Source organism: Ruegeria sp. YKSF57 (genome assembly GCF_059612585.1).
The window spans coordinates 25393-50460 of the sequence record NZ_JBXWQW010000004.1 but is presented as its reverse complement, the minus strand read 5'-3'; the positions used below and the strand labels follow the sequence as shown (position 1 = coordinate 50460).

The following is a 25068-nucleotide window of genomic DNA, read 5'->3' as shown; positions in this document are numbered from 1 at the left end:
CCGGTCAACAAATTTACTTCGCGGAAATGCCTTCATAGACCATAAAGCTCTGAGAACTTTGCTTCCAGATATCCCAACAATGGTTCCGGCCCCGGCTTTTGGCCACTGGCATGTTCAATGATTTCCCGTGGCGCATAAAGACCGCCGTGACGTTGCAAATTGTCTCGCAGCCAACCGGTTGCGCCACTGGTATCGCCTTGTTCCAGTTGGGTGTCCAACTCGGGCACTGCACTTCTCAAAGCCTCATGAAGGCATCCGGCATATACGTTGCCCAAAGAATAGGTTGGGAAATACCCGAACAGGCCGACTGACCAATGGACATCCTGCAAACATCCATTCGAGGGTTTATCGACGGCAAATCCGAAATCCGCCTTGAACCGATCATTCCAAGCGGCTTCCAGATCAGCCACATGCAGATCCCCTCGCATCAACGCGCGCTCTAGGTCAAATCGCATCATGATATGCAGGTTATACTGAACCTCATCGGCTTCAGTGCGAATATACCCGTTGTGGACCCGGTTTACGGCCGCATAGAATTCATCTGCAGAACCAATGCCAAAATCGCCAAATACTTTGGTCATCTGTGGAAACAACCAACCAGTGAAGGCGCGACTGCGGCCGAGTTGATTTTCATAAATCCGACTCTGACTTTCATGCACCCCCATTGAAACGCCGCGTCCCAGTGGTGTTAACGCATAAGAGTCGTCGATCCCTTGTTCATATGCGGCGTGACCAACCTCGTGAATGGTGGAATAGAAACAGTTGAACGGGTCGGTTACAGATGTGCGGGTCGTTATCCGAACGTCCGATCCGCTTCCGGAACTGAAAGGGTGCACTGCCTTGTCAACACGGCCACGACTGAGGTCATAGCCAAAGGCTACCGCTAGTTTCTGCGACATTTCCATCTGCTTCTGCTCGTCAAATTTTCCGGAAACGCCCGTGGGCATTGGCTGAGCCAACACCGTCGCCCGCAAGGCGACGAGTCTGGGCCGCATCGCATCAAAAATCTCGGCGATCTGACCACTTGTCGTGTAGGGTTCATAATCCTCGATCAGCGCGTCGTACACGTCGTTACCCTGCGCAAGGGCTGCTCCTTCTTCACGTTTTAACGAAACGACTTCTTCCAGCACCAGGATGAACGCTGCAACATCTTCGTCTGCACGCGCCTGGGCCCATTTCCCCTGAGCCTGAGACGTCACGCGTGCAATCGCCTTGGCCAGATCGGCAGGCACCTTGCCGGCGCGGTCAAATGCGCGACGGATTTCACGTAATTGCGCGGCGCTGACGTCGCAGGTCGCTTCAGCCCGTTCCAGCCAGTCGCCGACCCGCGGATCGGAACGACGGGCATGAAGAACCGCCTCGATCGCCGCCATTTCTTCTCCCCGTTGAACCGCGGCTCCACGCGGCATCATCGTCTCCTGATCCCAGCCCAGCCGTCCGGCGATCTGACCAAGGGCCGAAGTTTCCCGCTCAAACGCCATCAATTCATCATAGGCAGTCATGCTGGTCAGGCTCCACGAAGTGAGGTTGTAATGGGATAGGCGGACAAAAAACGGGCTTTCAGGATGAGTGCCCAGACGATCACGGCCAAAAGCTGATGTAAAATCGCGATCTGCCATGGGGCGCCATAAAGAACCGTGACAATTCCCAAGACAACCTGAAACGAAAGGGCCGCAAAGGTCGCGTTAAAGGCAAACCTCGTGTTGGGATGAGCGCTCGACCTCCCTTGCAGCCAAACGAACAGGGCAAACACCCAAAGAAGATACCCTGCACAGCGATGAATGAACTGAACCAGCCCGGGACTTTCGAAAAAGTTTCGCCACATGGGTTCCAGCACAGTGGCATCAGGCGGCAAAACTTGCCCCCCAATCAGAGGCCAGTCTGTAAAGGATCGACCTGCGTCGATACCAGCCACAAGCGCACCGATCAGGATTTGCAAAAATGCGAAATGAATCAACCCTGTGGACAGAGAAAACAGTTTTTCCTCTTTGACCCGACGCGCTTGCATCAAGTCGCGCTCCGTTCGCCCGAGCATATAAACGTACCACGCCAGGAAACCCAGAATGACAAATGCCAACCCCAAGTGGGTGGCAAGTCGATAGCTGGCTACCGATGTCATCCCCTCGCCCTGCGTCACGCCCGACGCCACCATCCACCAACCGACCGCGCCTTGTATTCCGCCGAGGATGCCCGGCAGCAGCAACCGACCAGCCCAGCCTGTTGGGACCTTACGTGCCATCAGAAAGCCGAGGAACCCCATGGCCCAAACAAGACCTATAGCACGGCCCAATTGCCGGTGTCCCCATTCCCACCAATAGATCGACTTGAAATCTTCCAGATCCATCCACTGGTTCTGAATCCGCCACTGATCAATCTGCTGGTATTTCTGGAATTCAGATTGCCATTCGGCTTCGCTCAAAGGTGGTACCGCCCCAGTCAGAGGACGCCATTCGGTAATCGAAAGCCCGCTGTCAGTCAGGCGCGTCAAACCGCCAACCACGATCGTGGCGACGACCATGGCAAACAGCACCATAAGCCACAAACGGATAGCACGCCGCGCACCACCTTGGTCGCGATCAATCACGCCGGGCTTGAGGGCCGCCTGCTTTTTGTCACCCGAAACTTCCTCAAAGATGCTGCGCTTACCGCTCATTCCATCCTCTTGTTCTGAATTTCAACGCAAGCTAGGGCCGTCTGTCGCATTGGTCCAGTGTCAGCTATTTTCTTTCCACCGGACCATCTGACGCATGATCCCGTGTAGCATCTGCACATCCGCCCGCGTCATCCGCATCCGTGACCAAAGATTGCGCAGGTTGATTTTCATAGCCTCAGCCTTTTCCGGGGGATAAAAAAAACCGGCCTCATCAAGCCGTTCTTCATAGTGTTCGACCAGTTTTTCGACCTCTATCCCGGTCGCCCAGTCGCCCTTGCCCAGATCGGTTGCCTCGTGCACGACTTCTCCGCTTTGGCGCATCCACTCGTATGCAACCAACAAGACGCATTGTCCCAGATTAAGAGAGGCATATTTCGGATTTACCGGAACGGAAATAATTGCGTTCGCCCTTGCTATATCTTCGTTTTCCAGGCCCGCCCGCTCTGGGCCGAATAACACCGCGACCTGCTCTCCGGCCGCAACTTTCTCAGCCGCAATCAGCATCGCACGCTCAGGGCTGTAGACTGGTTTCGTCAACCCACGCTGGCGGGCGGTTGTCGCGAAGACAAAAGATCGATCGGACAGCGCGATTGACAGATCCTCGAATAGCTGCGCTTCGTCCAACAAGCGTCCTGCCCCGCTGGACATGGCCACCGCCTTTGGATTCGGCCAACCGTCGCGCGGGGCAACGATCCGCATTCGATCCAGCCCGAAGTTCCACATGGCCCTGGCAGCTGCACCGATATTTTCGCCCATTTGCGGGCGCACGAGAACAAATGAAGGCTGTGATCTGTCGCTGGGCATCTGATACTCCGAAAGTCCACACCGCTCTAATGCTCCTGAATTCGCAGGGCAAGGCGTGGCCTCTCTTCCGTCGTGGAAAACAGATCTATTCATCCATAAAAGTTTGCTTCCCTCGCGCAATCCGCTAAACCGCGCAAAAGCCCCAGCCAAGGACGCAGCGATGGACACCCCCGAGCAGCCGCAAATCTATCTGATCACTCCGCCGTCAATCGAATTGCGCGGTTTTCCTGATACGCTTGCGCGGGTTCTGGACGGTGTGGAAGTCGCGTGCATCCGACTGGCTCTCGCAGGAAAAGATGAAGACCAGATTGCCCGAGCGGCTGACGCTTGCCGTGAAGTCGCGCATGCGCGCGACGTCGCTTTGGTGATTTCGAACCATGTCCTGTTGGCGCAAAGACTGGGGTTAGACGGCGTTCATCTGGACGATGCCGCCCGCTCAATCCGCAGCGCCCGCAAAGAACTCGGCACCGATGCCATCGTGGGAAGTTTTTGCGGAACTTCACGTCACGACGGCATGACTGCGGGTGAATCCGGGGCTGACTATGTGGCTTTTGGCCCTGTCGGACAGTCGTCTTTGGGCGACGGTTCTGTTGCCGAACCGGGTCTGTTCGAATGGTGGTCCCAGATGATCGAGGTGCCGGTGGTGGCCGAAGGCGGTTTGACCGAAGACACCGTGCGTGCACTGACCCCGCACACAGATTTTTTCGGCATTGGTGATGAAATCTGGTCAAATAACGATCCGCTGGCCAAGCTTCAGTCTCTGTTCGATGCAATGGTGTGAGCGGTAACCTTCCTGCTTGCACGACGGCTTTCCATACGGCATGACAGCCAAATGAGTCAGAAAACCGACATTCTTTGCATCGGCTCGGTCCTGTGGGACGTGATAGGTCGATCCGCTAGCCATATGCGGCAAGGTTCAGATGTGCCTGGCAGGATCTCTCGCTTGCCCGGTGGGGTGGCAATGAATATTGCTATGACCTTGGTGCGGTTCGGAATGGCGCCCACATTGTTGACTGCTATTGGTCGCGACCCGGAAGGCGATGAACTGGCTCTGTCTTGCGCAAAGCTTGGGATGATTACAGACCACATATATCGTTCCGAAGACTTGCCTACCGATCGATATATGGCCGTCGAAGGCGCAAATGGTTTGATTGCAGCCATTGCGGATGCGCATTCGCTCGAGGCAGCTGGCGCCAAAATTCTGCATCCACTCATTTACGGCCCTTTGGGGACCGAAAACGCGCCATTCGACGGTTTGGTTGCGCTTGACGGAAACCTGACGCTTGCTTTGCTGGAAGAAATCGCAAAAAGCGCGGCTTTTTCCCACGCGGACCTGCGAGTTGCCCCCGCCTCACCCGGCAAGGCTGAAAGGTTGCTGCCATTCCTAAAGAACGGGCGCGCGACGCTATATGTCAATCTCGAAGAAGCGGGCCTGCTGTGCCAACAGGAATTTACAGATTCCGAAAGTGCCGCCCACTGCCTGGTTGAACGGGGTGCGCTGCGCGCCCTGGTGACCGACGGTGGTAGTTCTGCCACGGTGGCAAGCACAGAGAGCATTCTCACGCAAACACCACCGCCAGTACTTGTCACACGGGTAACAGGTGCAGGCGATACGTTCATGGCAGCACATATCGCTGCCGAAGCCACCGGGGCGAATGAAGACGAAGCCCTTGCCCGTGCCCTGCATGCGGCCGCAACTTATGTTTCCGGAGAAACACCGTTTTGATCGATCTTCAGTTTTCCAATGAAGTCCGCGCTGCCAAAGATGCGGCACACCCAATCGTCGCCCTCGAAAGCACGATCATCACACATGGGATGCCTTATCCTCAGAATGTCCAAGTCGCGGCACAGGTGGAACAAGACGTCCGCGATGCGGGTGCCGTTCCGGCCACCATCGCCGTGATCGAAGGTCAACTACGCATCGGGCTTGAGCCGCAGCAGCTAACTGCGCTGGGTCAGGCGCAAGGCGTTGCCAAAATCTCGCGCGCGGACATGGCCGTCTGCATCTCGTCCGGTGACACCGGCGCAACCACCGTGGCTGCGACAATGATCGCCGCGCGCTACGCCGGGATCGAGGTATTTGCGACAGGTGGAATCGGCGGCGTACATCAGGGGGCGGAGACCACATTCGACATATCAGCGGACCTCCACGAACTGGCTCAAACGCCGGTCACCGTTGTCGCTGCTGGGGCCAAGGCTATCCTCGATCTGGCGAAGACACTCGAGGTTCTGGAAACGCTCGGCGTGCCTGTAATCGCGCATGGACAGGATTTGTTTCCCGCGTTCTGGTCTGCACAATCGCCCTATCCCGCACCACTCCGCCTTGACAGCGTCGAAGAGATCGCCCGCGCGCATGCCACGCGCCGCGCATTGGGCTTGCCGGGTGGGCAACTGGTCGCCAATCCGATACCAGCAGCAGACGAAATTCCCGCCGCCGAACTGGCCCCGATCATTGCCGCAGCCCAAGCAGACGCCGACGCGCACAGGATTACAGGCAAGGGTGTGACGCCGTATCTGTTGCAACGGATTTACGAGCAAACGGATGGCCGATCATTGACCGCCAATATCGCACTGGTCAGAAACAATGCCCGGCTGGCCGCTAAAATTGCTCAGTCACTGTCAAGATTGACCAAGCTCTGATGGAATTGTTGCACCGCACTATTGTGCGGCTGCGACAAACTGCCTAACTAGATCGGCGAAATATCAGAGACCGCGATGAACACACCCTTTGACGAAGAACCGCACCGCCGCCCCGGTCTGTTTGCCAGACTGCGCGCGTCCTTTCTTACGGGGATCGTTGTCATCGCACCCGTCTGGCTAACTGCCTGGTTGATCCTGTCCGTCGTCGGCTGGATCGACAGTGCTGTACTGCCGCTGGTACCGCACCAGTTCCGCCCCGAGCAATACATCGGAATCAACCTGCGCGGCGTAGGTGTCATATTTTTCCTGTTCTTCACAATCATCGTGGGATGGGTCGCCAAAGGTATTCTTGGACGCTCGCTGATCCATTTTGCCGAGCAACTGGTGGCCAGGATGCCGGTCATTCGCTCGGTTTACTCGGGAATCAAACAGATTTCCGAAACCGTTTTCGCGCAAACCGAGAGGTCATTTGAAAAGGCCTGTCTTATTGAGTACCCGCGCCGGGGAATTTGGGCCATTGGGTTTGTATCGATCACGGCTAAAGGCGAGATTTCGAAACGAACTTCTGCTGGCGAAGAGTTGTACAGTGTTTTTGTACCGACGACACCGAACCCAACCTCTGGATTTCTTCTATTCTTCCCAGCCTCGGATGTGATCATTCTGGACATGACCATTGAGGATGCCGCAAAGCTCGTGATTTCGGCGGGACTGGTCTATCCCAACGACAAAGACCCCAGCCGCCCACCGGAGTGATTAGCCGAACATCGCAGGCAGGTCGACCGTGCTGCATTCGCCGATATCCTTCATATGCGCGTTCAGGAAGCGGTCCGCCGCGATTCGACCTGCTGTTTTCAGCCGGTTAAGGATAACAGGGGTTGGTACCAGTTTTGTGGCAACCGACAAGCTGTTCATCAGATCATCATCAGCGATCATGTGAACATGAACACGCTTCATCTCTCCTTTCTTCATTTTCCCTTGCTGCAACAGTCGTTGAACAAAGTTGATGGCGCGCAATTCCCGTAACAGGGACGAATTGAAACTGATCTCGTTAATCCGATTGTGGATTTGCTGGGGTGTGCGCGGGACTTCATCGCGTTCTAGAGGGTTGATGTTCACGATTATCACGTCTTCAGGCAACCCGTCGACAAATAGTGGAAAAAGAGCTGGATTTCCGGAGTACCCGCCATCCCAATACGCCTCCATCCGGCCCGTGCCTGGGTCTTTGATTTGGATGGCTTGAAACAGATTTGGAAGGCAGGCCGACGCCAAAATTGCATCAGTCGAAACATCGCGACCAGAAAACACCCGAATTTTACCGGTTCGAACACAGGTCGCACAAACGAACAGATCCGGTCCTCGTTCGGCGCAGACCTGGTTAAAATCGAACCCTTCCACCACTTGTGCCAAAGGGTTCACATAAAACGGCCCATATGAATATGGCGACACCATTCGCGACCATGTGTCGGCAACGGAAAAGGGAACTGAAAGCTCAATGCTCTGTGCAATATGTGCGGTTTCAAAAAATCGCATCCAATGCGCAATCCGCATATCGCCAACCGCACCCATGCGTTTCCATAGGTCATTCAGAGTTTGTCGAGCTCCTTCACGCCCGTTATTTGCCATTCCAGCTTTGAAGGCCGCCCCGTTCAACGCGCCTGCGGACGTTCCGGTAATCGCGGCAACTTCGATATCACTTTCATCCAACAGTCGGTCCAGAACACCCCAGGTAAATGCCCCGTGTGCGCCGCCGCCCTGTAAGGCCAGATTGATCCGTTTCAAGTCTCACCCTCCCGGTTACATTGGCGGCCTACCTGACTGCGACTAAAGCGCTGTCCAGCCACCATCGACGGAAATCGTTGTTCCGGTGATTTGGGCCGCAGCATCCGAGCAAAGAAATACCGTAGTTCCGCCAAGTTGTTCGACCGTGGCAAACTCCTTGGAAGGCTGACGTAGTAGCATGACGTTCTTGATCACATCCTCGCGGCTCATTTGATACTCTTTCATTGTGTCGGGAATCTGCGCTTCGACCAGCGGGGTCAGAACATATCCGGGACAAATCGCGTTGCATGTGATCGGTTCCTGCGCGGTTTCCAAAGCGACGGTTTTGGTCATGCCGACAATACCATGCTTGGCCGCAACATAGGCGGCCTTGAAGGGGGACGCAGTCAAGCCATGGGCCGACGCGATGTTGATCACCCTGCCCCAGCCTGCCTCTCGCATCTTCGGTAAGGCTGCAGCCATTGTATGGAAGGCCGAGTTTAGATTAATGGCAATAATTGCGTTCCACTTATCGACTGGAAAAGTGTCGATGGGAGAGACATGTTGAATACCGGCATTGTTCACCAGAATATCGCAAGACCCGGATTTTTCGATCAAGGCCCGACATTCATCTCCGTCCGACATATCTGCCTTAATATAGCGCACCTCCACTCCGGTATCCTGAGCCAGTTGCGCTGCAAGCGCATGGTCCTCATCCCGGTCTGTAAACGAGTTCAGCACCAAGTCTGCACCCGCTTTGGCCAACTCCTTGGCGATGCCCAAACCGATCCCGGAATTGGAACCCGTGATGATTGCAGTTTTTCCCGACAAGGACATGATCGCTCTCCCGATTGAATGCGTAGTCAATGCAGAGATTGACATGCTGCACCTGCAAAGAAAACGGGGAAACGTATCTGTTGATGCGCAACTTCTGTCTGGCAGCTTTTGTCAAAAAGGATAAGCAGAACGCAAAGTCTCGAAAGCGATCTCGGAACAAAAAAACGCCCGCACGAAGCGGGCGTTAAGTTATTGAGGCAGGTTTCATACAGGCAAGAAACCTATCGAGCAGTGACTCCTTTATACGCAATTCCCCTGCGGCATCCAAGCTAAAAGTTTGAAAATATGGAAAACCATCGCTACGATGATCATCAAGAAAATAAGGCATGAGCAGGATTGTTGCCAAAGTGCGACCAGTTTTTTTACGCGCCATTCGTCCGTTTCTTGCGGGATTTACAGTAATTTTGGCTGTCGGAAATGCCTTTGCAGAATCGGCACACGGCATAGCTATGTATGGGCAACCCGCCTTGCCACCGGATTTTGTGTCGCTTCCGTATGCAAACCCGGAAGCGCCCAAAGGTGGTCGTGTCGTTTTCGGAAACACCGGCGGCTTCGACAATCTGAATCCATTTATCCAAAAGGGAACCGTTCCCTGGCAAATCAGGTTTTGGTCCTTTGAAGGCCTGATGGGCCGATCCTGGGACGAACCCTTCACACTTTATGGACTTTTGGCCGAATCAGTTGAAACACCAACTGACAGATCGTGGGTCGAATTCACCCTCAGGAAAGACGCGCGATTCTCGGATGGCAGCCCTGTTACTGTCGAGGACGTGATCTGGTCTTACGAGATCTTGGGAACAGAAGGGCATCTACGGTACCGTGGATTGTGGTCCCAGATCGACCGCATTGAACAGACCGGGCCTCGTTCCGTTCGCATCACCTTCAACGCTGCAGACAGGGAATTGGCGCTGATCGCCGGCTTACGCCCCATTCTCAAAAAGGCGCAGTGGTCCGACAAAGATTTCGCCAATTCTTCGTTGCAAGATATTCCGATCGGTTCCGGCCCTTATGTCGTTGCGGATTATGAGGCCGGTCGGCAAGTCACCCTGAAACGAGATCCGAACTATTGGGGAAAAGATCTGCCATTCCGGCGTGGAACAATGAACTTCGACGAGTTGCGGATCGAATTCTATGGCGACGAAACCGTGCTTTTCGAAGCGTTCAAAGCTGGTGAGTTGACCGCTGTCCGCGAGTTCAACGCCGAAAGGTGGGATGCCCAATACGATTTTCCTGCCATTCGCCGAGGAGATATCGTCAAGACCGAAATCCCCCACGGTAAACCGTCAGGGATTACCGGATTTGTCTTGAATACGCGCAAGGCACCATTTGACGACTGGCGCGTACGTGAAGCTTTGATGCTTGCCTTTAATTTCGAGTATATTAACGACACGATTACCGGAGGCGCGCAGCAGCGGATCTCGTCCTATTTCTCGGGTTCCGATCTTGCCATGCGGCCGGGACCTGCAGAGGGCGCTGTTCGCGATTTGTTGACGCCGTTTTCTGACGATCTTCTTCCTGGCGCTTTGGAAGGGTACGTACTGCCTGAAAGCGATGGATCGGCACGTAATCGCAAAAACCTTCGCGAAGCCGCCAATATGTTGGCCGAGGCGGGTTGGACCGTCAAAGACGGCGCCCTGTTCAATGCAGATGGAAAGCCTTTCAACTTTACCGTTCTGCTTCGTCAGGGCGATACCGACATGCAAACCGTTATCGAGATCTACTCTCGCGCGCTGGAACGGTTGGGCATTGGCCTTACGGCGGAAAAAGTCGATAACGCGCAATATGCGGGGCGATTGGCGGAATTGGATTTCGACATGACACCATTCCGCCGCGAATTGTCTTTGTCACCCGGAAACGAGCAACGATTGTATTGGGGCAGTCAGGGTGCAGATTCAGCTGGCACCAGAAATCTGATGGGGCTGTCCTCTCCCGCAGCGGACGCAATGATCAATGCAATCCTGGCGGCCGAAACGCGGGAAGATTTTCTTGCAGCAACCCGTGCGCTGGATCGGGTGTTAACATCGGGCCGTTATGTGATACCGATCTGGAATTTTGATGTCGGACGTATCGCGCATGCTAAGGAACTGAAGTACCCCGATCACATCCCAATTTACGGCGACGGACCACAGTATATGCCTGAAGTTTGGTGGTATGAGGATTGACGGCCGCCATTTATTTCCATATTTCCGGAAATATGGAAATAAAGCTATGCGACAAACTAAACGCCCTTGCCCACCCCAACCGGCTTGATCTGTTCCGGCTGTTAATGCGCCGATTCCCCGAGGCGGTGCCAGCGGGACAGATTGCCGAGGCATTAGGTCTCAAGCCGAACACAACTTCTGCATATCTAGGCTCCCTCAGGAGTGCTGGATTAATAGAGCAGAAACGTGAAGGGACCACGCTCAACTACAGCGCAAATCTGGATGAAATCCGCGGTTTGTTTTCCGGCTTGCTTGGGGATTGCTGCCGGAACCGTCCTGATCTTTGCATTTCTCTGTCAGGAGACCCTTTGATGACAGACCAGTCCCGTGTTTTTAACGCGCTATTCATTTGCACCGGAAACTCTGCGCGTTCGATCATGGCCGAAGCAATCTTGCAACGGGAAGGCCGTGGTTTATTCAACGCCTATTCGGCTGGAACTGCGCCTTCCGCAAACCCGCACTCGGAAGTGCTGGAACTGTTGGAAAGCAAAGGCTACGACACAGCCAGCTTGCGTTCAAAATCCCTTGACGAATTCGCTTCTGAAGATACCCCAAAGATGGATTTCGTTTTCACCGTCTGCGATCATGCGGCAAACGAAGCCTGCCCAGCTTGGCCAGGACACCCCATGAGCGCCCATTGGGGGCTGCCAGATCCGGTCAAAGCCGCAGGCACAGACGCACAAAAACACCTCGCATTTCAGCAAGCTTTCGGGCTTTTGCGAAATCGGATCATGACATTTGTCAGCTTACCTTTCGAAACGCTCGACCGGATATCACTGCAACACAAGGTCGACGACATTGGTCGGATGACCGATTGAATCTGCACCGCCACCAAGGAAAATCAATGAACATCCTCGTTCTTTGCACCGGCAACTCTGCCCGGTCAATCCTTTTGGAATCCATCTTGAACACTATGGGAACCGGCCGCGTACACGCCTATTCCGCAGGCTCCAATCCCACCGGAAAAGTGCATCCTCAGTCCTTAACCTTGCTCGCTGAAATGGGCCATGACACAACACGCACCCGTTCTAAAAGCTGGGACGAATTCGCGACTTCTTCCGCGCCGCAGATGGATATTGTCATCACCGTCTGCGGTTCTGCCGCCAATGAAACCTGCCCAGTTTGGCCTGGGGCACCAATCCGTGCGCATTGGGGGGTCGAAGACCCGGCTGCTAGGGCAGAGCCAGAGTGGTATGGCGCGTTTCGTGAGGCGTACGAAGTTCTGGAGCGACGAGCCGCAGCGCTTTTGAGACTACCGATCGAGACCATGGATAAATCCGAACTTTCTGCTCAATTGAACCGTATCGGAGACAGTCAATGAACCCCCGCGCGTATTTTGCCGAGTTTCTCGGCACTGCATTTCTGCTGATCGGTGTCGTCGGTTCCGGTATAATGGCCGACGGATTATCTGGCGGGAACGTCGGGCTTGCCTTGCTTGCGAACGCCATCGCCACCGGATGCATCCTGTATGCTATCATCACAACGCTCGGACCGGTTTCCGGTGCGCATTTCAACCCCGCTGTCACGCTCGCTTTTGCGCTTAGACAGGAGCATTCCTGGCACGCGGTCGTTCCATATATGGCGTGCCAGTTTACCGGAGCGCTGGTCGGAGTTTGGGCCGCGCATTTCATGTTCGACCTCTCGATTCTCCAAACCTCAACGGCAATGCACCGTACGGGCGCACACCAATGGTTTTCCGAAATCATCGCTACACTTGGTTTGCTATTCGTAATTTTCGGCGGAATTCGGCACAAACCGGATGCTGTCCCGCCATTGGTCGGGCTCTACATTACCGGCGCGTATTGGTTCACATCATCAACAAGCTTCGCAAATCCGGCCGTTACGTTCGCTAGGGGGTTTACGGATACCTTCGCAGGCATCTATCCTCCCCATATCGTTATGTTTGTTGCAATGCAGATTCTTGCTGTATTTGTCGGGCATTACCTATTAAATTGGCTATTTGCCGATGAAAGTTAACGGACCGGCCGCCACTCACTCCAATGTCAGGTCCGTCAGCCCGTTGCGGATTTCCCGCGACGGGCGTACTTCTTTCGAAAGTACAACCGCAATAAGTGCGACACTTTGACCAGTCTCCACGGCAGCATCATATTCTTTACCCTACCGGAGGGAGGGGAGCGTTCCGTCAACACTCACTAGGAAAGCTCGCACATGATGACTTGGACGGACCTGACACAAGATTGGGCCACCACTTATGCCCGCGCCAAGATGCGGTTTCCCAACTTGCGTGATCAGGATATGCCCTTCGTAAAACAGGATCGGCACCGGTTCGAGGCATATTTGGCGGAGCGGCATCACTTAACGGTCAACGAAGCCCATGAAGAACTCGAAGACTTCCTGTTCACCGAAGAGTTGTGTCGCGAACTGAATACCTGATCACATAAGTGACGTGACCCAAAGGATCATTGCATCTTCGTCGCTAACCGAGATCACGTTATGCCCCATACTGCCGTCGTAATAGGCACTGTCGCCGCGCCTCATTTCGACCGGTTCATAAAACTCAGTATACAGCCGAACTACGCCCGTGAGGACATACATAAACTCTTCACCGTCATGACGAACCCAACCATCGAATTCCTCCATCGAACGCGCTCGGACACGCGCCCGGTAAGGCAGCATCTGTTTCTTGGTCAGGGTGTCTGCCAGCAACTCGTGTTCATATGTCGCCGTGGCATGCGCCGTTCCCGTCCCAGACTTCGTAACCGACATACGTCCAATGACCTGATCCCGCTGGGGCGGCGTAAAAAGTTGCGGAACCGATATCTGCAATCCAATTGCAAGCTTTTTCAATGCATCGTAAGTTGGCGACATCTGGCCATTCTCGATCTTACTGAGCGTCGATCGCGCCAGACCAGCTTGGGTGGCAGCCTGCTCAAGGGTCCAGTTCCTGGCCTTGCGCAACTCCCTGACACGGGCACCAAGATCAAGCGGTTCGACCTCTGACGCGGCACCATTGTCCCGCGCGATACGGATAAGGGATTTGGGGTCTCGGTTTTTCATGCCTTTTCTATAGGGCCGGTCCAGTGCGCTTGCAACGCGCTGCGTCGCACGCTAGCCAATCGACATGCTGTCGATCTTTGACCAAGGTCCGCCACCGGCCTGCCCTACCCCCTTCAATTTGGCCGCGCATGTTTTGCGCAAGGCCGCGGCCTTATCCGACAAGATTGCGCTTTCCGTCCTGCACGGCACGGGAAGTGAGAATTGGAGTTATGCCAAGCTCGAAGCGGCTGTCCGGGGGACGGCGACGGGCTTGTTGGAAAGAGGTTTACAACCTGGCGATTTGGTTTTGATGCGGCTGGGAAATACGGTTGAGTTTCCGATTGCCTATCTCGGGGCGATAGCTTCTGGGATCGTACCAATTCCCACTTCATCACAACTCACTGAGGTGGAAACGGCAAAAATCATCGACGAGTTGCGACCTACGGCGGTTCTCCGCGACCCGACGGTCGCCTGCTCTGATCATCCACACCAGATTGGATTGGACGATTTGACCTCGATGCACTCTCTACCGCCCGCAGAATTCGAAATGGGGGATCCCGAGCGTCTGGCTTATGTCGTCTATACTTCTGGCACTTCGGGACAACCTCGGGCGGTCGCCCATGCGCATCGCGCAATCTGGGCGCGGCAGATGATGGTGGACGGTTGGTACGGATTGACTGAACAGGACCGGCTTTGCCACGCCGGCGCGTTTAACTGGACCTATACACTGGGTACCGGGCTAATGGACCCTTGGACGACTGGGGCAACTGCCCTGGTTCCCGAACCCGGCACTGACAGTTCAATGCTGCCTGCCATGCTGAAAAGTTCTGGCGCGACCATTTTTGCCGCCGCACCCGGCGTCTATCGCAAATTGCTGCAACAGAATGTACACTTAGCCCTGCCCGACCTTCGTCACGGGTTATGTGCAGGCGAAAAACTGTCACGCGCCCTTCACGAAAAATGGGTGAATGCGACTGGCAGAGAGCTCTATGAAGCGTACGGCTTGTCGGAATGTTCGACTTTCATCTCATCCAGCCCCGCCTCACCGGCCAAAGGTGATACCTTGGGGCGACCACAGCTGGGCCGACGGATAGCCATATTGGGGCCAGACGGCCCCGTACCTTGTGGCACAGAAGGAACGATTGCCGTTCACCGCACAGATCCCGGCCTGATGCTGACTTATCTGAATGCGCCGGACGAAGCCGAGGCCCGTATGCGGGGCGACTGGTTTTTGACAGGGGATCAGGGCGTTATGGATGAAGACGGACAAATAACCTACTTGGGTCGCGACGACGACATGATGAACGCGGGTGGATATCGCGTCTCTCCGGTTGAAGTCGAATCTGTTCTATCCCGTTTTCCAGGAATAACGCAGGTAGGCGCTGCTGCCGTCGAAGTAAAACAGGACACGTTCGTGATTGCGGCCTTCTATACCGGACCTAAAAAACTGGACGATACAGGTTTGCGCAACTATGTGGAGGCAAATCTGGCGCGTTACAAGCAACCCCGCGCTTTCGTCTACTTGCCCGCCCTGCCGATGGGCGGCAACGGAAAACTACTGCGCCGCGCTCTGCCGGCCCATTTCAAGGCACCATCCAAATGACCAGAACTGTCAAGCTCGATATCCTGTCCGATCCTATTTGCCCTTGGTGTTATATCGGCAAGACACATCTGGATAAAGCGTTGGCAAAGGTACCGGATCACCCTTTCGTCATCGAGTGGCATCCGTTTCAGCTGAATCCGGATATGCCCGATGAAGGAATGGATCGGCGTGAGTACCTGGAACGCAAATTCGGTGGCAAGGAAGGCGCCGTTCGGGCCTATGCGCCAGTGGTAGAGCATGCGGAACAAGCGGGCCTTACAATCAAGTTCGAAGATATGGAGCGTACGCCCAACACTTTGGATGCGCACCGCCTCATTCATTGGGCAGGGATCGAAGGAAAACAGAGCGAGGCGGTCGAGGCATTGTTCAAGGCCTATTTCGTGGAAGCTCGCGACATCGGTAATCACGAAGTCCTTGCTGACACCGCCGACAGCATCGGGATGGATGCTGCTGTTATCCTGAAACTGCTTAACTCCGATGCGGATCGTGAAGAAATCCGTAGTCGAGATACGCATTCCCGACAAATGGGCATCAACTCCGTCCCCACTTACATCGTCGCCAATCAGCAAGCTGTTCCCGGCGCGCAACCTCCTGAACTTTGGGAGAAAGTGATCGGCGAAATCGTGTCTCAACTGGAGACTTCTTCTGCAAAATAGCACATAAATCTGTGCATTGTACCATATGGTTCTCTTCCCCCCGACATGATAGCGCGAATGGGTAAGGAGACGCCGATGGCCGACCGAATGTCCAAGGCCGAATTCATTGCGCTGATTGCAATGATGTTCGCGACAATCGCATTTTCGATCGACTCAATGCTGCCCGCGCTGCCCGAGATCGGAGCACAACTCAGCCCGGGCGACGTGAATCGGGCGCAGTTGATCTTGACCTCCTTCGTTCTGGGTATGGGCATCGGCACCTTCTTTACCGGGCCACTGTCGGACGCTTTCGGGCGCAAACCGGTGATCTTTGGAGGAGCCAGCCTTTATATCCTGGCTTCCGCAGTTGCATGGGCCAGTTCGTCGCTTGAGATGGTTCTGGCCGCGCGAGTATTGCAGGGATTGGGAGCCGCAGGGCCACGGGTTGTCGCCATGGCGATCGTTCGGGACCTGTATGCCGGGCGCGAAATGGCGCGGATCGTGTCGATCGCCATGATGATCTTTACGCTGGTACCTGCTGTCGCGCCGATGCTCGGTGCTGGTGTCATCGCAATGGCAGGTTGGCGTGGCATATTCATGTCCTTCATACTGTTCTCTCTTATCTCGATTACCTGGATGGGACTGCGCCTGCCCGAGTCGTTGCCCCGCGAAAACCGACGCCCCTTACGGCTTCCCTTGATGGTCAGCTCCGCAATGGAAATGTTCACGCATCCGACTGTGCGTTTGTCGATCATCGTCCAAACCCTGTGCATGGGGGTTCTGTTCACCATGTTGACCATGGTGCAACCAGTGTATGATGTGATCCATGATCAGGCCGACAGCTTTCCTTTCTGGTTTGGCTTCGTGGCTCTGATATCTGGATCGGCCAGCGTCCTTAACGCAGCGGTGGTAGTGCGGGTCGGTATGCGCAGGATGGTGACATGGACACTTGCCGCCCAGATCGTGTTGACATCGCTTGTCATTGCCCTGAACTCTGTCGATCTGCCGCCGAATGCTTCTTTTGCTCTCTTTGTCGGCTGGCAGGCATCAATCTTTTTCATGGCTGGAACAACCCTAGGCAATCTGAACGCCATCGCGATGGAACCCATGGGGCACATTGCGGGTATGGCTGCATCCGTTATCGGCGCGATCTCCACGGTACTCGCTGCTGCAATTGCGGCTCCCGTCGGGCTGTTGTTTGATGGTTCGCTGACACCGCTGACATTCGGCACCCTCACGATGTGCATCGTCGCCTTTGCATTGATGCTGCACATGGGACGGATCGAGGACCACTTACCAGCATAACCTGTTTGATTTCGCACAAGTGGGCTACAATCCCCTCAAGCAAGGGGGACTTCATGAGCGCCTATTACGATCTTGGAACATATTCGAGCCCGGTAACAACTCGGTCTGCGCAGGCACAGCTTTGGTTTGATCGAGGTTTGATCTGGACCTACGGCTATAACCATACCGAAGCTGTCGCCTGCTTTGAAAAAGCAGCACATGCGGATCCGGACTGCGCCATGGCATACTGGGGCATCGCCTATACCTCCGGCCCAAATTACAACATGCCTTGGAAACGTTTGGATACTCAAGGTCGCGCTGATGCGTTGGCCAAATCTTATGACGCCACGCAAAAGGCATTGTCGTTAGTAGACGGTGTGACCCCGGCAGAATCCGCCCTGATTGGCGCTCTGCCAGCACGTTATCCTCAGCGACATTTGACTGATGATATGCACCTCTGGGATCATGATTTTGCGGATGCGATGCGGGCTGCGTTTGCCAAGGTTCACGATCACCTTGATGTTCGCACAATCTATGCCGAATCTCTGCTCAACCTGACTCCATGGCAGATGTGGAATTTAGAAACTGGCGAACCTGCCGAAGGTGCCGCCACATTGGAAGCGCAGAAGGTTATGGAATGGGCCATGGCCAATGACCCGGCCGCCATGTCTCATCCCGGCCTTTTGCATCTTTACGTACATCTGATGGAGATGTCCCCGACCCCCGAAAAAGCATTGAAAGCAGGTGATGTTCTCAGAACACTGGTGCCGGATGCGGGCCACCTTGTGCACATGCCGACCCATATCGACGTGCAATGTGGCCATTATCACAATGTGGTCCATTGGAACGAGGCGGCCGTCGAGGCCGATCTGAAGTATTACGAACGCGAAGGCGCGTTCAACATTTATACCGGCTATCGCCAGCACAATTATCACTTTGTGATTTATGGTTCCTTGTTCCTCGGTCAAATGGAACCGGCCTTACGCGCCAATCAAGGTATCTGGGACACCACACCCGAAGAGATGTTGCGCATCGAAAGCCCGCCCATGGCCGACTATTTCGAAAGTTACATGGCCATGGGGCCGCACATCCTGATCCGGTTTGGCCGCTGGGAGGAGGCACTGCAGCTTGAGATGCCCCAGGATGAGGATCTATTCTGCACCCTCGCAGCGACAACGCGGTATGCACGTGCTCTGGCTTTTGCGGCAACCGGCCAGGTCCGTGAAGCGGAAAACGAAGAAAAACTGTTCCTCAAAGCCGCAGTACGGGTTCCGGAAACACGTCTATTACATAACAACAGGGTTATCGATCTACTTGAAGTCGCAAAGGAAATGTTGCGCGGCGAGATCGAGTATCGGAAAGGCAACTATGACATCGCCTATTCTCACTTGCGCCATTCCGTCGAGTTGGACGATGGCTTACAGTACGACGAGCCTTGGGGTTGGATGCAGCCGACACGCCACGCTTTGGGGGCCTTGCTGTTAGAACAAGGCCGTATTGAAGAAGCCGAAACAGTCTATCGTGAAGATTTGGGTTTAGCAGGGACTCTTGGCCGCGCGCTTATCCACCCGAACAATGTCTGGAGCCTTAAGGGGCTGTATGACTGCCTCAATAAACGTGGCGAACATGCTGAAATAAAACAGATTCACCAACAACTAAATTTTGCACTGGCAAGAGCGGACCGGGTAGTCGGCGCATCATGTTTCTGTGCTCGGGCTGCAATGAAGGCTGCGGAATGAGATTCTGGATACTACTGTCACTTACTGTTTTTGCCACTCCTGCACTCGCTGAACGCCAATCCTTTCCACCTACAGACGAAGCCGGAAGCGACCCAGACCTCGAGGTATTCCGCAAAGGTCTTAGGATAGCAGTGGCTAATCGTGATGTCGAAACTGTTGTGGCCTCGGCATGCCCGGACATTCACCTCAGCCTCGGAGGCCAGGGTGGCCCAGAGGAGCTTCGCCTGAACCTCACTCTACCGCCGGAAACCCTGTCCGAAGAGTTTCAACACGAGGCCGATGAGTTGCGCGCAGAATACTGGACCGCACTTTCGGATACGCTTGAAGCGCCGGGATATTTCGATGAACAGGGCGAGTTCTGGATGCCTTATCAGTGGCAGATCAGGTTGCCTGCAGACGTCGACCCATTTGAAACGTATTTTGTGACCGGAGAGAGAGTAGCTTTGCGCTCGGAAGGCACTTCAGACGCGACGATCCTTGATCTCATCAGTCACGAAGTCGTTTTCGCGTTCGGTTTCGATCCTGACGCCGACTACCAAAAAATTCGGCTTACAGACGGGGCGGAAGGCTACATGCACCGCGACTTTTTATGGTCCATGGTTGGGTATCGTGCAGCCTTCGCAAAATCACCAAACGGTGACTGGCAACTGTGCACCTTTGTTGCAGGAGACTGACGTCTCAGGCTTTAACCTTTCTCTTGGTCTCGATCACCTTCTCGGCCAAATCGCGAGCTATTGCAAAGGCGCCCTTGATCTTGTCGCTGTCATTTTTCCAGTCGCGGCGCACGACAATCTTGTTGTCTTTGACCTTTGCCAACCCGCGCTGGTTCTGAATGAACTCCACTAACCCCTCGGGTGAAGCAAACTTGTCGTTGTGGAACTGGATCGTCGCCCCTTTTGGCCCCCCATCCATCTTGGCGATCCCTGCCCGTTTGCACATTGCCTTGATACGAACCACCAGTAGAAGGGTGTTGACCTCCTTGGGAAGAGAACCGAAACGATCGATCAATTCTGCGGCAAAGCCTTCTAGCTCCACCTTGGACGACAGTGACGATAACCGGCGATACAGGCCTAGCCGCACATCCAAATCCGGTACGAAATCCTCGGGGATCAGAACCGAAACACCAAGGTTGATCTGTGGCGCCCATTGGTCGTCGGCATCGCTCAGGCCCCCGAGTTCTCCGGCCTTAATCTTTGCAATCGCCTCTTCCAGCATTGATTGATACAGTTCATAGCCCACGTCGCGCATCTGGCCGGATTGTTCCTCGCCCAACAGGTTCCCGGCACCTCGAATATCGAGGTCTTGCGATGCCAGAGTGAATCCCGCCCCAAGCGTGTCGAGCGAACCAAGAACACGCAGCCTCTTTTCGGCGGCGGGCGTCAGCTTCATTCGCGGCTTGGTCGTCAGATAGGCATAGGCGCGGGTCTTGGAGCGCCCTACCCTGCCCCTGATCTGATATAGCTGCGCCAACCCGAACATATCCGCCCGATGGATCACCATCGTGTTCGCGGTCGGAATGTCCAAACCGCTTTCAACGATGGTCGTTGCCAAAAGAACGTCATACTTGCCGTCATAAAAGGCATTCATCCGGTCATCCAATTCTCCCGCCGCCATTTGCCCATGGGCAACCACATAGGTCAGTTCGGGCAATTGGTCTTTCAGGAACTGTTCGATATCCGGCAGATCGGAAATTCGCGGGACCACGTAAAAACTCTGCCCACCCCGATAGTGCTCGCGCAACAATGCCTCACGGATCGAAACTGAATCGAATTCGCTCACATAAGTCCGGATCGCGAGGCGGTCGATAGGCGGCGTTCCAATGATCGACAGGTCACGCACACCGGTCAGTGACAGTTGCAACGTGCGCGGTATTGGCGTTGCGGTCAGTGTCAGAACGTGGATGTCCGACCGCAGTTGTTTCAGCCGTTCCTTATGACCCACACCAAAATGCTGTTCTTCATCTATGATTAGAAGTCCAAGATTGTTGAACCGAATGCCCTTTGCCAGCAACGCGTGTGTGCCTATCACGATATCAACCGTTCCGTTTGCAAGCCCTTCGCGGGTTTGTTGCGCCTCCTTGGCTGAAACAAATCTAGACAATTGCCGGACCTGCAATGGAAAGCCCCGAAACCTGTCCCTGAAGGACGCCGCGTGCTGGCGAGCGAGCAAGGTCGTTGGCGCGATCACTGCAACCTGCAGGCCGGACATGGCGGCCACAAACGCTGCCCGCATCGCGACCTCGGTCTTTCCGAACCCCACATCACCGCATATCAGCCGATCCATAGGAACACCTGAATGTAGATCTTCCATCACGTCCGAAATGGCGCGCAGCTGATCCTCGGTTTCCTGGTAAGGAAAGCGCGCGCTGAACTCCTCCCACGCGTGATGCGGAGGGTCCATGACCGGCGCCTTGCGCAAGGCGCGTTCGGCGGCAATCCGGATCAGGCGGTCGGCCATCTCTCGGATTCTTTCCTTGAGCCGGGCTTTCTTTGCCTGCCACGCACCGCCGCCCAGGCGATCCAGCAAGCCCTCTTCGTGACCATATTTGGATAGAAGTTCGATGTTTTCCACGGGCAAGTACAGCTTCGCCTGTTCGGCATATTCCAACAACAGGCATTCATGCGCCGCTCCGGCGGCCGTGATCACTTCCATCCCCTGATAGCGCCCAATACCATGGTCAACATGGACAACCAGATCGCCGGGGCTGAGCGACTGGGTCTCGGTAAGGAAGTTTTCGGCCTTGCGGCGTTTCTTGGGCTGGCGGATCAGTCTGTCGCCCAGAACGTCTTGTTCGGAAACTACCGTCAGATCGGGCGTTTCGAACCCATGTTCCAAAGCCCAAACCGCCAAGTGCAGGCCGCGGTTTCCGATCCTTGTGCCATCTTTGACCGGTATCGCCTCGGCCAGACCCTCGTCTTCGATCAGCCCGGTCAAGCGCTCGCGCGCACCTTGGGAATAAGAGGCAATGAGGACCGGCCCTTTTTTCATCTTGTCGTTTATGTGCGAAGCCAACGCACCGAAAAGACTGATGTTTTCCTGTTGGCGTTCGGGTGCAAAGTTACGCCCAATCCGACCTCCGGCATCGATTACACCAGGGCCCGTCGATTGCGGCAACGGATTGAACTGCAAGACCCGTCGATCCGAAACCGCTTTGCCCCATGCGGCATCGTCTAAATACAGAAGCGAGGGAGGCGCAGGTTTGTACACCGTGTCCATTCGTGAACGGTTTTTCAGCGCCAACACCCTCGTTTCATATTGATCCTCAATACCTTCCCATCTCGACAATCGGGTCGGCGTAACCTGATCGTCCAAAGTGATCGTGGCGTCGGGAAGGTAGTCGAAAAGAGTTTCAAGCCTGTCATGAAAGAAGGGCAGCCAATGTTCCATCCCTTGGTGTTTCCGGCCTGCGGTTACCGCTTCATAAAGCGGGTCGTCAGTGCCTGCCGCGCCAAATTCGATACGGTAGTTCTGGCGAAACCGGGTTATCGCGGCGTCGTCCATGATGACTTCGGATACCGGGGCTAGTTCCACCACTTCTAGCTTTTCTGTCGTGCGCTGCGTACCTGGATCAAACCGGCGCGCGCCATCAAGAACATCTCCAAACAGGTCAAGTCGCACCGGTCCGCTTTCACCGGGCGGAAAGATGTCGATTATCCCTCCGCGAATAGCGTAGTCACCCGGTTCCATCACCGTCGGGCTTTGGGAAAACCCCATGCGAACGAGAAAGTTGCGCAATGCAGCCTCGTCTATGCGGTGATTGACACGGGCAGAAAAAGCGGCCTCGCGCAACACATCGCGGGATGGGACACGCTGGGTCGCAGCGTTCAATGTCGTCAACAAAACGAACTGCGCTGGCATCTGATGTGCAAGCGCGGCCAATGTGGCCACCCGAGCCGCTGCGATGTCCGGGTTCGGCGACACACGGTCATATGGTAGACAATCCCAACCCGGAAAGACAAAAACGGGCATGTCAGGTGCAAAGAATGCGAGCGCTGCGCGCATCGCCTCCATCCGCTTGTCATCGCGCGCGACATGGGCCACCGGTGATTTTGTCCTGGCGATTTCGTTCAAGATCAGCTGTGCGTCAAACCCTTCGGGGGCGCCGCCGACTGTCACGTGGTTCGGTGCCTTCATTGTTTTCGCCTTCCTGAATTCCACCTAGCCAAGAACACCAATCGACAGGTTTTGATACATCCCCCAAAGGGAAGTTACAAAGATCGATACCATTCCGATGAGTTGAGTGTAGAGGCGGCATCGCAGAAACATCTTCGATATCACCTCCAGGTTCGGCTCTGTTGCCCGGATTCGGCGCGCCAATGACAGGTTCAGCAAGGCGACAAGAGACATAGGAAACGCCAAAAGAAATACCGCCTGCGCAAACTCGATTCCGTAGTAGAATCCAAGCGTCAGCAACACGGTCAAAAGAAATGATATGATGCCCAACAGCCATACGCCCGAGACATCGGCAATAAAGAGTATCCGATTCACATTGATCCGGACGATATCCAAAAAATCCACCTCGGCCTGCCCCCCGGTGCGCCGGGCGCGCTGGATCAAGTCGTACGGCACGCCCAATACCCAGTGACTTGCCGAAGACCACACCACGGCAAGCGCGATCCAGAACCATAGATTCGAAAAACTTCGCATATCTATGAGTTCGATGATCGAGGAATACCAGTCCAACCGCGTTACCCTTTTATTTCTTCGCCGCAAGGTCGTTCTATTGCGGCCACGCGGCCATTGGTACACTTGAGGCTGGTGGGAATTCATGCCACCCAATGCGCAAATGTGCAAGGAGAGCGCGTCATGAAACCCACTATTGCCCCATTTCCCAACACTCGTTTCCGCCGCGCGCGTCAATCCGAAGCTATCCGAGGCCTTGTTCGCGAGAACACTCTGTCGATCAATGATCTTATCTGGCCGGTCTTTGTTCGTGACGGTGATGGCATCGAAGAACCCGTGCCATCCATGCCCGGCGTCTTTCGCCGCTCCGTTGATCTGATCAGCGATGCCGCAGTCGAGGCGCAGGCGTTAGGTATACCCGCAATCTGCATATTTCCATACACCGATCCAAACCTGAAAACCGAAGACTGCGCCGAAGCATGGAACCCCGACAACCTGTCCAACCGTGCGATCAGGGCGATCAAGGCAGCGGCACCTGACATTGCCGTGATGACTGACGTCGCTTTGGACCCCTACAACATCAATGGACATGACGGCTATGTTGTGGACGGCGAAATCATTAACGACGCCACCGTCGACGCCCTAGTCAAGATGTCTCTCGCTCAAGCAGAGGCAGGCGCTGACATCATCGGTCCTTCGGACATGATGGATGGGCGTATCGGTGCCATTCGGCGAGCTCTCGAAAACGCAGGGCACAAGAACGTGATGATCCTGAGTTACGCCGCCAAATACGCCAGTGCATTCTATGGACCGTTCCGCGATGCGGTAGGAGCGTCGGGTGCGCTCACGGGAGACAAGAAAACTTATCAGATGGACCCGGCAAACTCGAACGAAGCGTTGCGTCTGATCGAGCGCGATCTGACCGAAGGCGCCGACATGGTGATGATCAAACCCGGAATGCCCTACCTGGATATCTGCCGTCGGGTGAAGGAAACGTTCGGCGCTCCGACCTATGCCTATCAAGTGTCCGGCGAATACGCGATGGTTCAGGCCGCGGCGCAACAAGGTTGGATTGATGGCGAGAAAGTTATGCTTGAAAGCTTGCTGGCGTTCAAACGCGCGGGCTGCGACGGCATCCTGACGTACTTTGCCCCAGCAGTTGCGCGGCTTTTGAATGGCTAACAGCTCAATTTCCCGCGATTTTTCGCCTATTGTGCGGATCCGGTGGGCAGCTTTCCCGTGACAGACCCGAGCAATCGGCGTATCCTCGCCCGCAAGACCGGGAAAACTCGGC

24 protein-coding genes are annotated in these 25068 nt (G+C 55.0%); 15 read left to right on the top strand and 9 right to left on the bottom strand.

The genetic code is table 11. The annotated features are described in order from the left end of the window. Positions 1 to 32 precede the first annotated feature (32 nt). The 3 genes from AC2FLX_RS02445 to AC2FLX_RS02435 are packed head-to-tail and all read right to left on the bottom strand — an operon-like array spanning position 33 to position 3457. Positions 33 to 1502, bottom strand: coding sequence for a carboxypeptidase M32 (locus AC2FLX_RS02445; protein ID WP_496810499.1), 1470 nt, complete (start codon positions 1500 to 1502; stop codon positions 33 to 35). 5 nt (positions 1503 to 1507) lie between these two features. Then, the gene (gene ctaA / locus AC2FLX_RS02440) at positions 1508 to 2653 is read right to left on the bottom strand and encodes a heme A synthase (RefSeq protein WP_496810500.1); all 1146 of its coding nucleotides are present in this window, start codon (positions 2651 to 2653) and stop codon (positions 1508 to 1510) included. 60 nt (positions 2654 to 2713) lie between these two features. Further along, positions 2714 to 3457, bottom strand: a complete 744-nt coding sequence (locus tag AC2FLX_RS02435) for an RNA methyltransferase (protein ID WP_496810501.1) — start codon at positions 3455 to 3457, stop codon at positions 2714 to 2716. A 160-nt stretch (positions 3458 to 3617) separates the two neighbouring features. On the opposite strand from AC2FLX_RS02435, the gene AC2FLX_RS02430 reads away from it, so the two are divergent. The 4 genes from AC2FLX_RS02430 to AC2FLX_RS02415 all read left to right on the top strand — a co-directional run bounded on the left by AC2FLX_RS02430 (position 3618) and on the right by AC2FLX_RS02415 (position 6850). After that, the gene (locus AC2FLX_RS02430; RefSeq protein WP_480750941.1) at positions 3618 to 4238 is read left to right on the top strand and encodes a thiamine phosphate synthase; all 621 of its coding nucleotides are present in this window, start codon (positions 3618 to 3620) and stop codon (positions 4236 to 4238) included. A 51-nt stretch (positions 4239 to 4289) separates the two neighbouring features. Then, positions 4290 to 5183, top strand: a complete 894-nt coding sequence (locus AC2FLX_RS02425) for a PfkB family carbohydrate kinase (protein WP_496746465.1) — start codon at positions 4290 to 4292, stop codon at positions 5181 to 5183. Then, complete coding sequence (locus AC2FLX_RS02420; protein ID WP_496810502.1) at positions 5180 to 6097, top strand: pseudouridine-5'-phosphate glycosidase; 918 nt, start codon at positions 5180 to 5182, stop codon at positions 6095 to 6097. The genes AC2FLX_RS02425 and AC2FLX_RS02420 overlap by 4 nt, the downstream gene beginning before the upstream one ends. 75 nt (positions 6098 to 6172) lie before the next feature. Further along, a complete protein-coding gene (locus AC2FLX_RS02415; protein ID WP_480750938.1) occupies positions 6173 to 6850 on the top strand; it encodes a DUF502 domain-containing protein in 678 nt (225 codons plus the stop codon). On the opposite strand, the gene AC2FLX_RS02410 is transcribed toward AC2FLX_RS02415, so the two are convergent. The 3 genes from AC2FLX_RS02410 to AC2FLX_RS02400 form a co-directional block, all read right to left on the bottom strand. Next, the gene (locus tag AC2FLX_RS02410) at positions 6851 to 7876 is read right to left on the bottom strand and encodes a patatin-like phospholipase family protein (RefSeq protein ID WP_496746462.1); all 1026 of its coding nucleotides are present in this window, start codon (positions 7874 to 7876) and stop codon (positions 6851 to 6853) included. A gap of 42 nt (positions 7877 to 7918) precedes the next feature. Further along, on the bottom strand, positions 7919 to 8692 hold the full coding sequence (locus AC2FLX_RS02405; protein WP_480750936.1) for a 3-hydroxybutyrate dehydrogenase: 774 nt from the start codon (positions 8690 to 8692) through the stop codon (positions 7919 to 7921). 184 nt (positions 8693 to 8876) lie between these two features. Beyond that, entirely contained in the window at positions 8877 to 9065 is a 189-nt protein-coding gene (locus tag AC2FLX_RS02400) for a hypothetical protein (RefSeq protein ID WP_480751008.1), read from the bottom strand. Between AC2FLX_RS02400 and AC2FLX_RS02395 the strand changes: the two genes are divergently transcribed. From AC2FLX_RS02395 to AC2FLX_RS02375, 5 genes are all read left to right on the top strand, one after another. After that, on the top strand, positions 9040 to 10854 hold the full coding sequence (locus tag AC2FLX_RS02395; protein WP_496810522.1) for an extracellular solute-binding protein: 1815 nt from the start codon (positions 9040 to 9042) through the stop codon (positions 10852 to 10854). The two genes, AC2FLX_RS02400 and AC2FLX_RS02395, sit on opposite strands and share 26 nt — an antisense overlap. Before the next feature lie 32 nt (positions 10855 to 10886). Continuing rightward, complete coding sequence (locus AC2FLX_RS02390) at positions 10887 to 11711, top strand: arsenate reductase/protein-tyrosine-phosphatase family protein (RefSeq protein ID WP_480751000.1); 825 nt, start codon at positions 10887 to 10889, stop codon at positions 11709 to 11711. A 26-nt stretch (positions 11712 to 11737) separates the two neighbouring features. After that, complete coding sequence (locus AC2FLX_RS02385) at positions 11738 to 12214, top strand: arsenate reductase ArsC (RefSeq protein WP_480750935.1); 477 nt, start codon at positions 11738 to 11740, stop codon at positions 12212 to 12214. After that, positions 12211 to 12870 carry an aquaporin gene (locus AC2FLX_RS02380; protein ID WP_496810503.1) on the top strand — a complete coding sequence of 220 codons (660 nt, stop codon included), beginning with the start codon at positions 12211 to 12213 and terminating at the stop codon, positions 12868 to 12870. The genes AC2FLX_RS02385 and AC2FLX_RS02380 overlap by 4 nt, the downstream gene beginning before the upstream one ends. A gap of 192 nt (positions 12871 to 13062) precedes the next feature. Further along, positions 13063 to 13287: a hypothetical protein gene (locus AC2FLX_RS02375; RefSeq protein ID WP_480750933.1), complete on the top strand. Its 225-nt coding sequence runs from the start codon at positions 13063 to 13065 to the stop codon at positions 13285 to 13287. Here the strand turns inward: AC2FLX_RS02375 and AC2FLX_RS02370 are convergent, their stop codons facing one another. Next, positions 13288 to 13911: a helix-turn-helix domain-containing protein gene (locus AC2FLX_RS02370; RefSeq protein ID WP_496810504.1), complete on the bottom strand. Its 624-nt coding sequence runs from the start codon at positions 13909 to 13911 to the stop codon at positions 13288 to 13290. A gap of 64 nt (positions 13912 to 13975) precedes the next feature. On the opposite strand from AC2FLX_RS02370, the gene AC2FLX_RS02365 reads away from it, so the two are divergent. The 5 genes from AC2FLX_RS02365 to AC2FLX_RS02345 all read left to right on the top strand — a co-directional run bounded on the left by AC2FLX_RS02365 (position 13976) and on the right by AC2FLX_RS02345 (position 19825). After that, a complete protein-coding gene (locus AC2FLX_RS02365) occupies positions 13976 to 15493 on the top strand; it encodes a class I adenylate-forming enzyme family protein (RefSeq protein WP_496810505.1) in 1518 nt (505 codons plus the stop codon). Further along, a complete protein-coding gene (locus AC2FLX_RS02360) occupies positions 15490 to 16149 on the top strand; it encodes a DsbA family oxidoreductase (protein ID WP_496810506.1) in 660 nt (219 codons plus the stop codon). The genes AC2FLX_RS02365 and AC2FLX_RS02360 overlap by 4 nt, the downstream gene beginning before the upstream one ends. A 75-nt stretch (positions 16150 to 16224) precedes the next feature. Then, positions 16225 to 17433: a multidrug effflux MFS transporter gene (locus AC2FLX_RS02355; protein ID WP_496810507.1), complete on the top strand. Its 1209-nt coding sequence runs from the start codon at positions 16225 to 16227 to the stop codon at positions 17431 to 17433. A 53-nt stretch (positions 17434 to 17486) separates the two neighbouring features. Further along, positions 17487 to 19151, top strand: a complete 1665-nt coding sequence (locus AC2FLX_RS02350; RefSeq protein ID WP_496810508.1) for a tetratricopeptide repeat protein — start codon at positions 17487 to 17489, stop codon at positions 19149 to 19151. Between the two features lie 131 nt (positions 19152 to 19282). Then, positions 19283 to 19825: an SH3 domain-containing protein gene (locus tag AC2FLX_RS02345; RefSeq protein ID WP_496810509.1), complete on the top strand. Its 543-nt coding sequence runs from the start codon at positions 19283 to 19285 to the stop codon at positions 19823 to 19825. Between the two features lie 4 nt (positions 19826 to 19829). Here AC2FLX_RS02345 and mfd read toward each other — a convergent pair whose 3' ends face one another. Further along, entirely contained in the window at positions 19830 to 23285 is a 3456-nt protein-coding gene (gene mfd / locus AC2FLX_RS02340) for a transcription-repair coupling factor (RefSeq protein ID WP_496810510.1), read from the bottom strand. Between the two features lie 24 nt (positions 23286 to 23309). Next, a complete protein-coding gene (locus AC2FLX_RS02335) occupies positions 23310 to 23834 on the bottom strand; it encodes a component of SufBCD complex (protein ID WP_480750925.1) in 525 nt (174 codons plus the stop codon). A gap of 123 nt (positions 23835 to 23957) precedes the next feature. Here AC2FLX_RS02335 and hemB point away from each other — a divergent pair, with 123 nt between their 5' ends. Then, positions 23958 to 24956, top strand: a complete 999-nt coding sequence (gene hemB / locus AC2FLX_RS02330; protein WP_496810511.1) for a porphobilinogen synthase — start codon at positions 23958 to 23960, stop codon at positions 24954 to 24956. The last annotated feature ends 112 nt before the right edge of the window (positions 24957 to 25068 follow it).

What these genes read in the sequence shown, in the direction of transcription:
- AC2FLX_RS02415 (WP_480750938.1), top strand. Translation starts at nt 6,173, where the DNA reads ATGAACACACCCTTTGACGAAGAACCGCACCGCCGCCCCGGTCTGTTT.
- hemB (WP_496810511.1), top strand. Translation starts at nt 23,958, where the DNA reads ATGAAACCCACTATTGCCCCATTTCCCAACACTCGTTTCCGCCGCGCG.
- AC2FLX_RS02445 (WP_496810499.1), bottom strand. Translation starts at nt 1,502, where the DNA reads ATGACTGCCTATGATGAATTGATGGCGTTTGAGCGGGAAACTTCGGCC.
- AC2FLX_RS02425 (WP_496746465.1), top strand. Translation starts at nt 4,290, where the DNA reads ATGAGTCAGAAAACCGACATTCTTTGCATCGGCTCGGTCCTGTGGGAC.
- AC2FLX_RS02365 (WP_496810505.1), top strand. Translation starts at nt 13,976, where the DNA reads ATGCTGTCGATCTTTGACCAAGGTCCGCCACCGGCCTGCCCTACCCCC.
- AC2FLX_RS02430 (WP_480750941.1), top strand. Translation starts at nt 3,618, where the DNA reads ATGGACACCCCCGAGCAGCCGCAAATCTATCTGATCACTCCGCCGTCA.
- AC2FLX_RS02390 (WP_480751000.1), top strand. Translation starts at nt 10,887, where the DNA reads ATGGAAATAAAGCTATGCGACAAACTAAACGCCCTTGCCCACCCCAAC.
- AC2FLX_RS02380 (WP_496810503.1), top strand. Translation starts at nt 12,211, where the DNA reads ATGAACCCCCGCGCGTATTTTGCCGAGTTTCTCGGCACTGCATTTCTG.
- mfd (WP_496810510.1), bottom strand. Translation starts at nt 23,285, where the DNA reads ATGAAGGCACCGAACCACGTGACAGTCGGCGGCGCCCCCGAAGGGTTT.
- ctaA (WP_496810500.1), bottom strand. Translation starts at nt 2,653, where the DNA reads ATGAGCGGTAAGCGCAGCATCTTTGAGGAAGTTTCGGGTGACAAAAAG.
- AC2FLX_RS02405 (WP_480750936.1), bottom strand. Translation starts at nt 8,692, where the DNA reads ATGTCCTTGTCGGGAAAAACTGCAATCATCACGGGTTCCAATTCCGGG.
- AC2FLX_RS02350 (WP_496810508.1), top strand. Translation starts at nt 17,487, where the DNA reads ATGAGCGCCTATTACGATCTTGGAACATATTCGAGCCCGGTAACAACT.
- AC2FLX_RS02385 (WP_480750935.1), top strand. Translation starts at nt 11,738, where the DNA reads ATGAACATCCTCGTTCTTTGCACCGGCAACTCTGCCCGGTCAATCCTT.
- AC2FLX_RS02355 (WP_496810507.1), top strand. Translation starts at nt 16,225, where the DNA reads ATGGCCGACCGAATGTCCAAGGCCGAATTCATTGCGCTGATTGCAATG.
- AC2FLX_RS02370 (WP_496810504.1), bottom strand. Translation starts at nt 13,911, where the DNA reads ATGAAAAACCGAGACCCCAAATCCCTTATCCGTATCGCGCGGGACAAT.
- AC2FLX_RS02360 (WP_496810506.1), top strand. Translation starts at nt 15,490, where the DNA reads ATGACCAGAACTGTCAAGCTCGATATCCTGTCCGATCCTATTTGCCCT.
- AC2FLX_RS02400 (WP_480751008.1), bottom strand. Translation starts at nt 9,065, where the DNA reads ATGGCGCGTAAAAAAACTGGTCGCACTTTGGCAACAATCCTGCTCATG.
- AC2FLX_RS02375 (WP_480750933.1), top strand. Translation starts at nt 13,063, where the DNA reads ATGATGACTTGGACGGACCTGACACAAGATTGGGCCACCACTTATGCC.
- AC2FLX_RS02435 (WP_496810501.1), bottom strand. Translation starts at nt 3,457, where the DNA reads ATGCCCAGCGACAGATCACAGCCTTCATTTGTTCTCGTGCGCCCGCAA.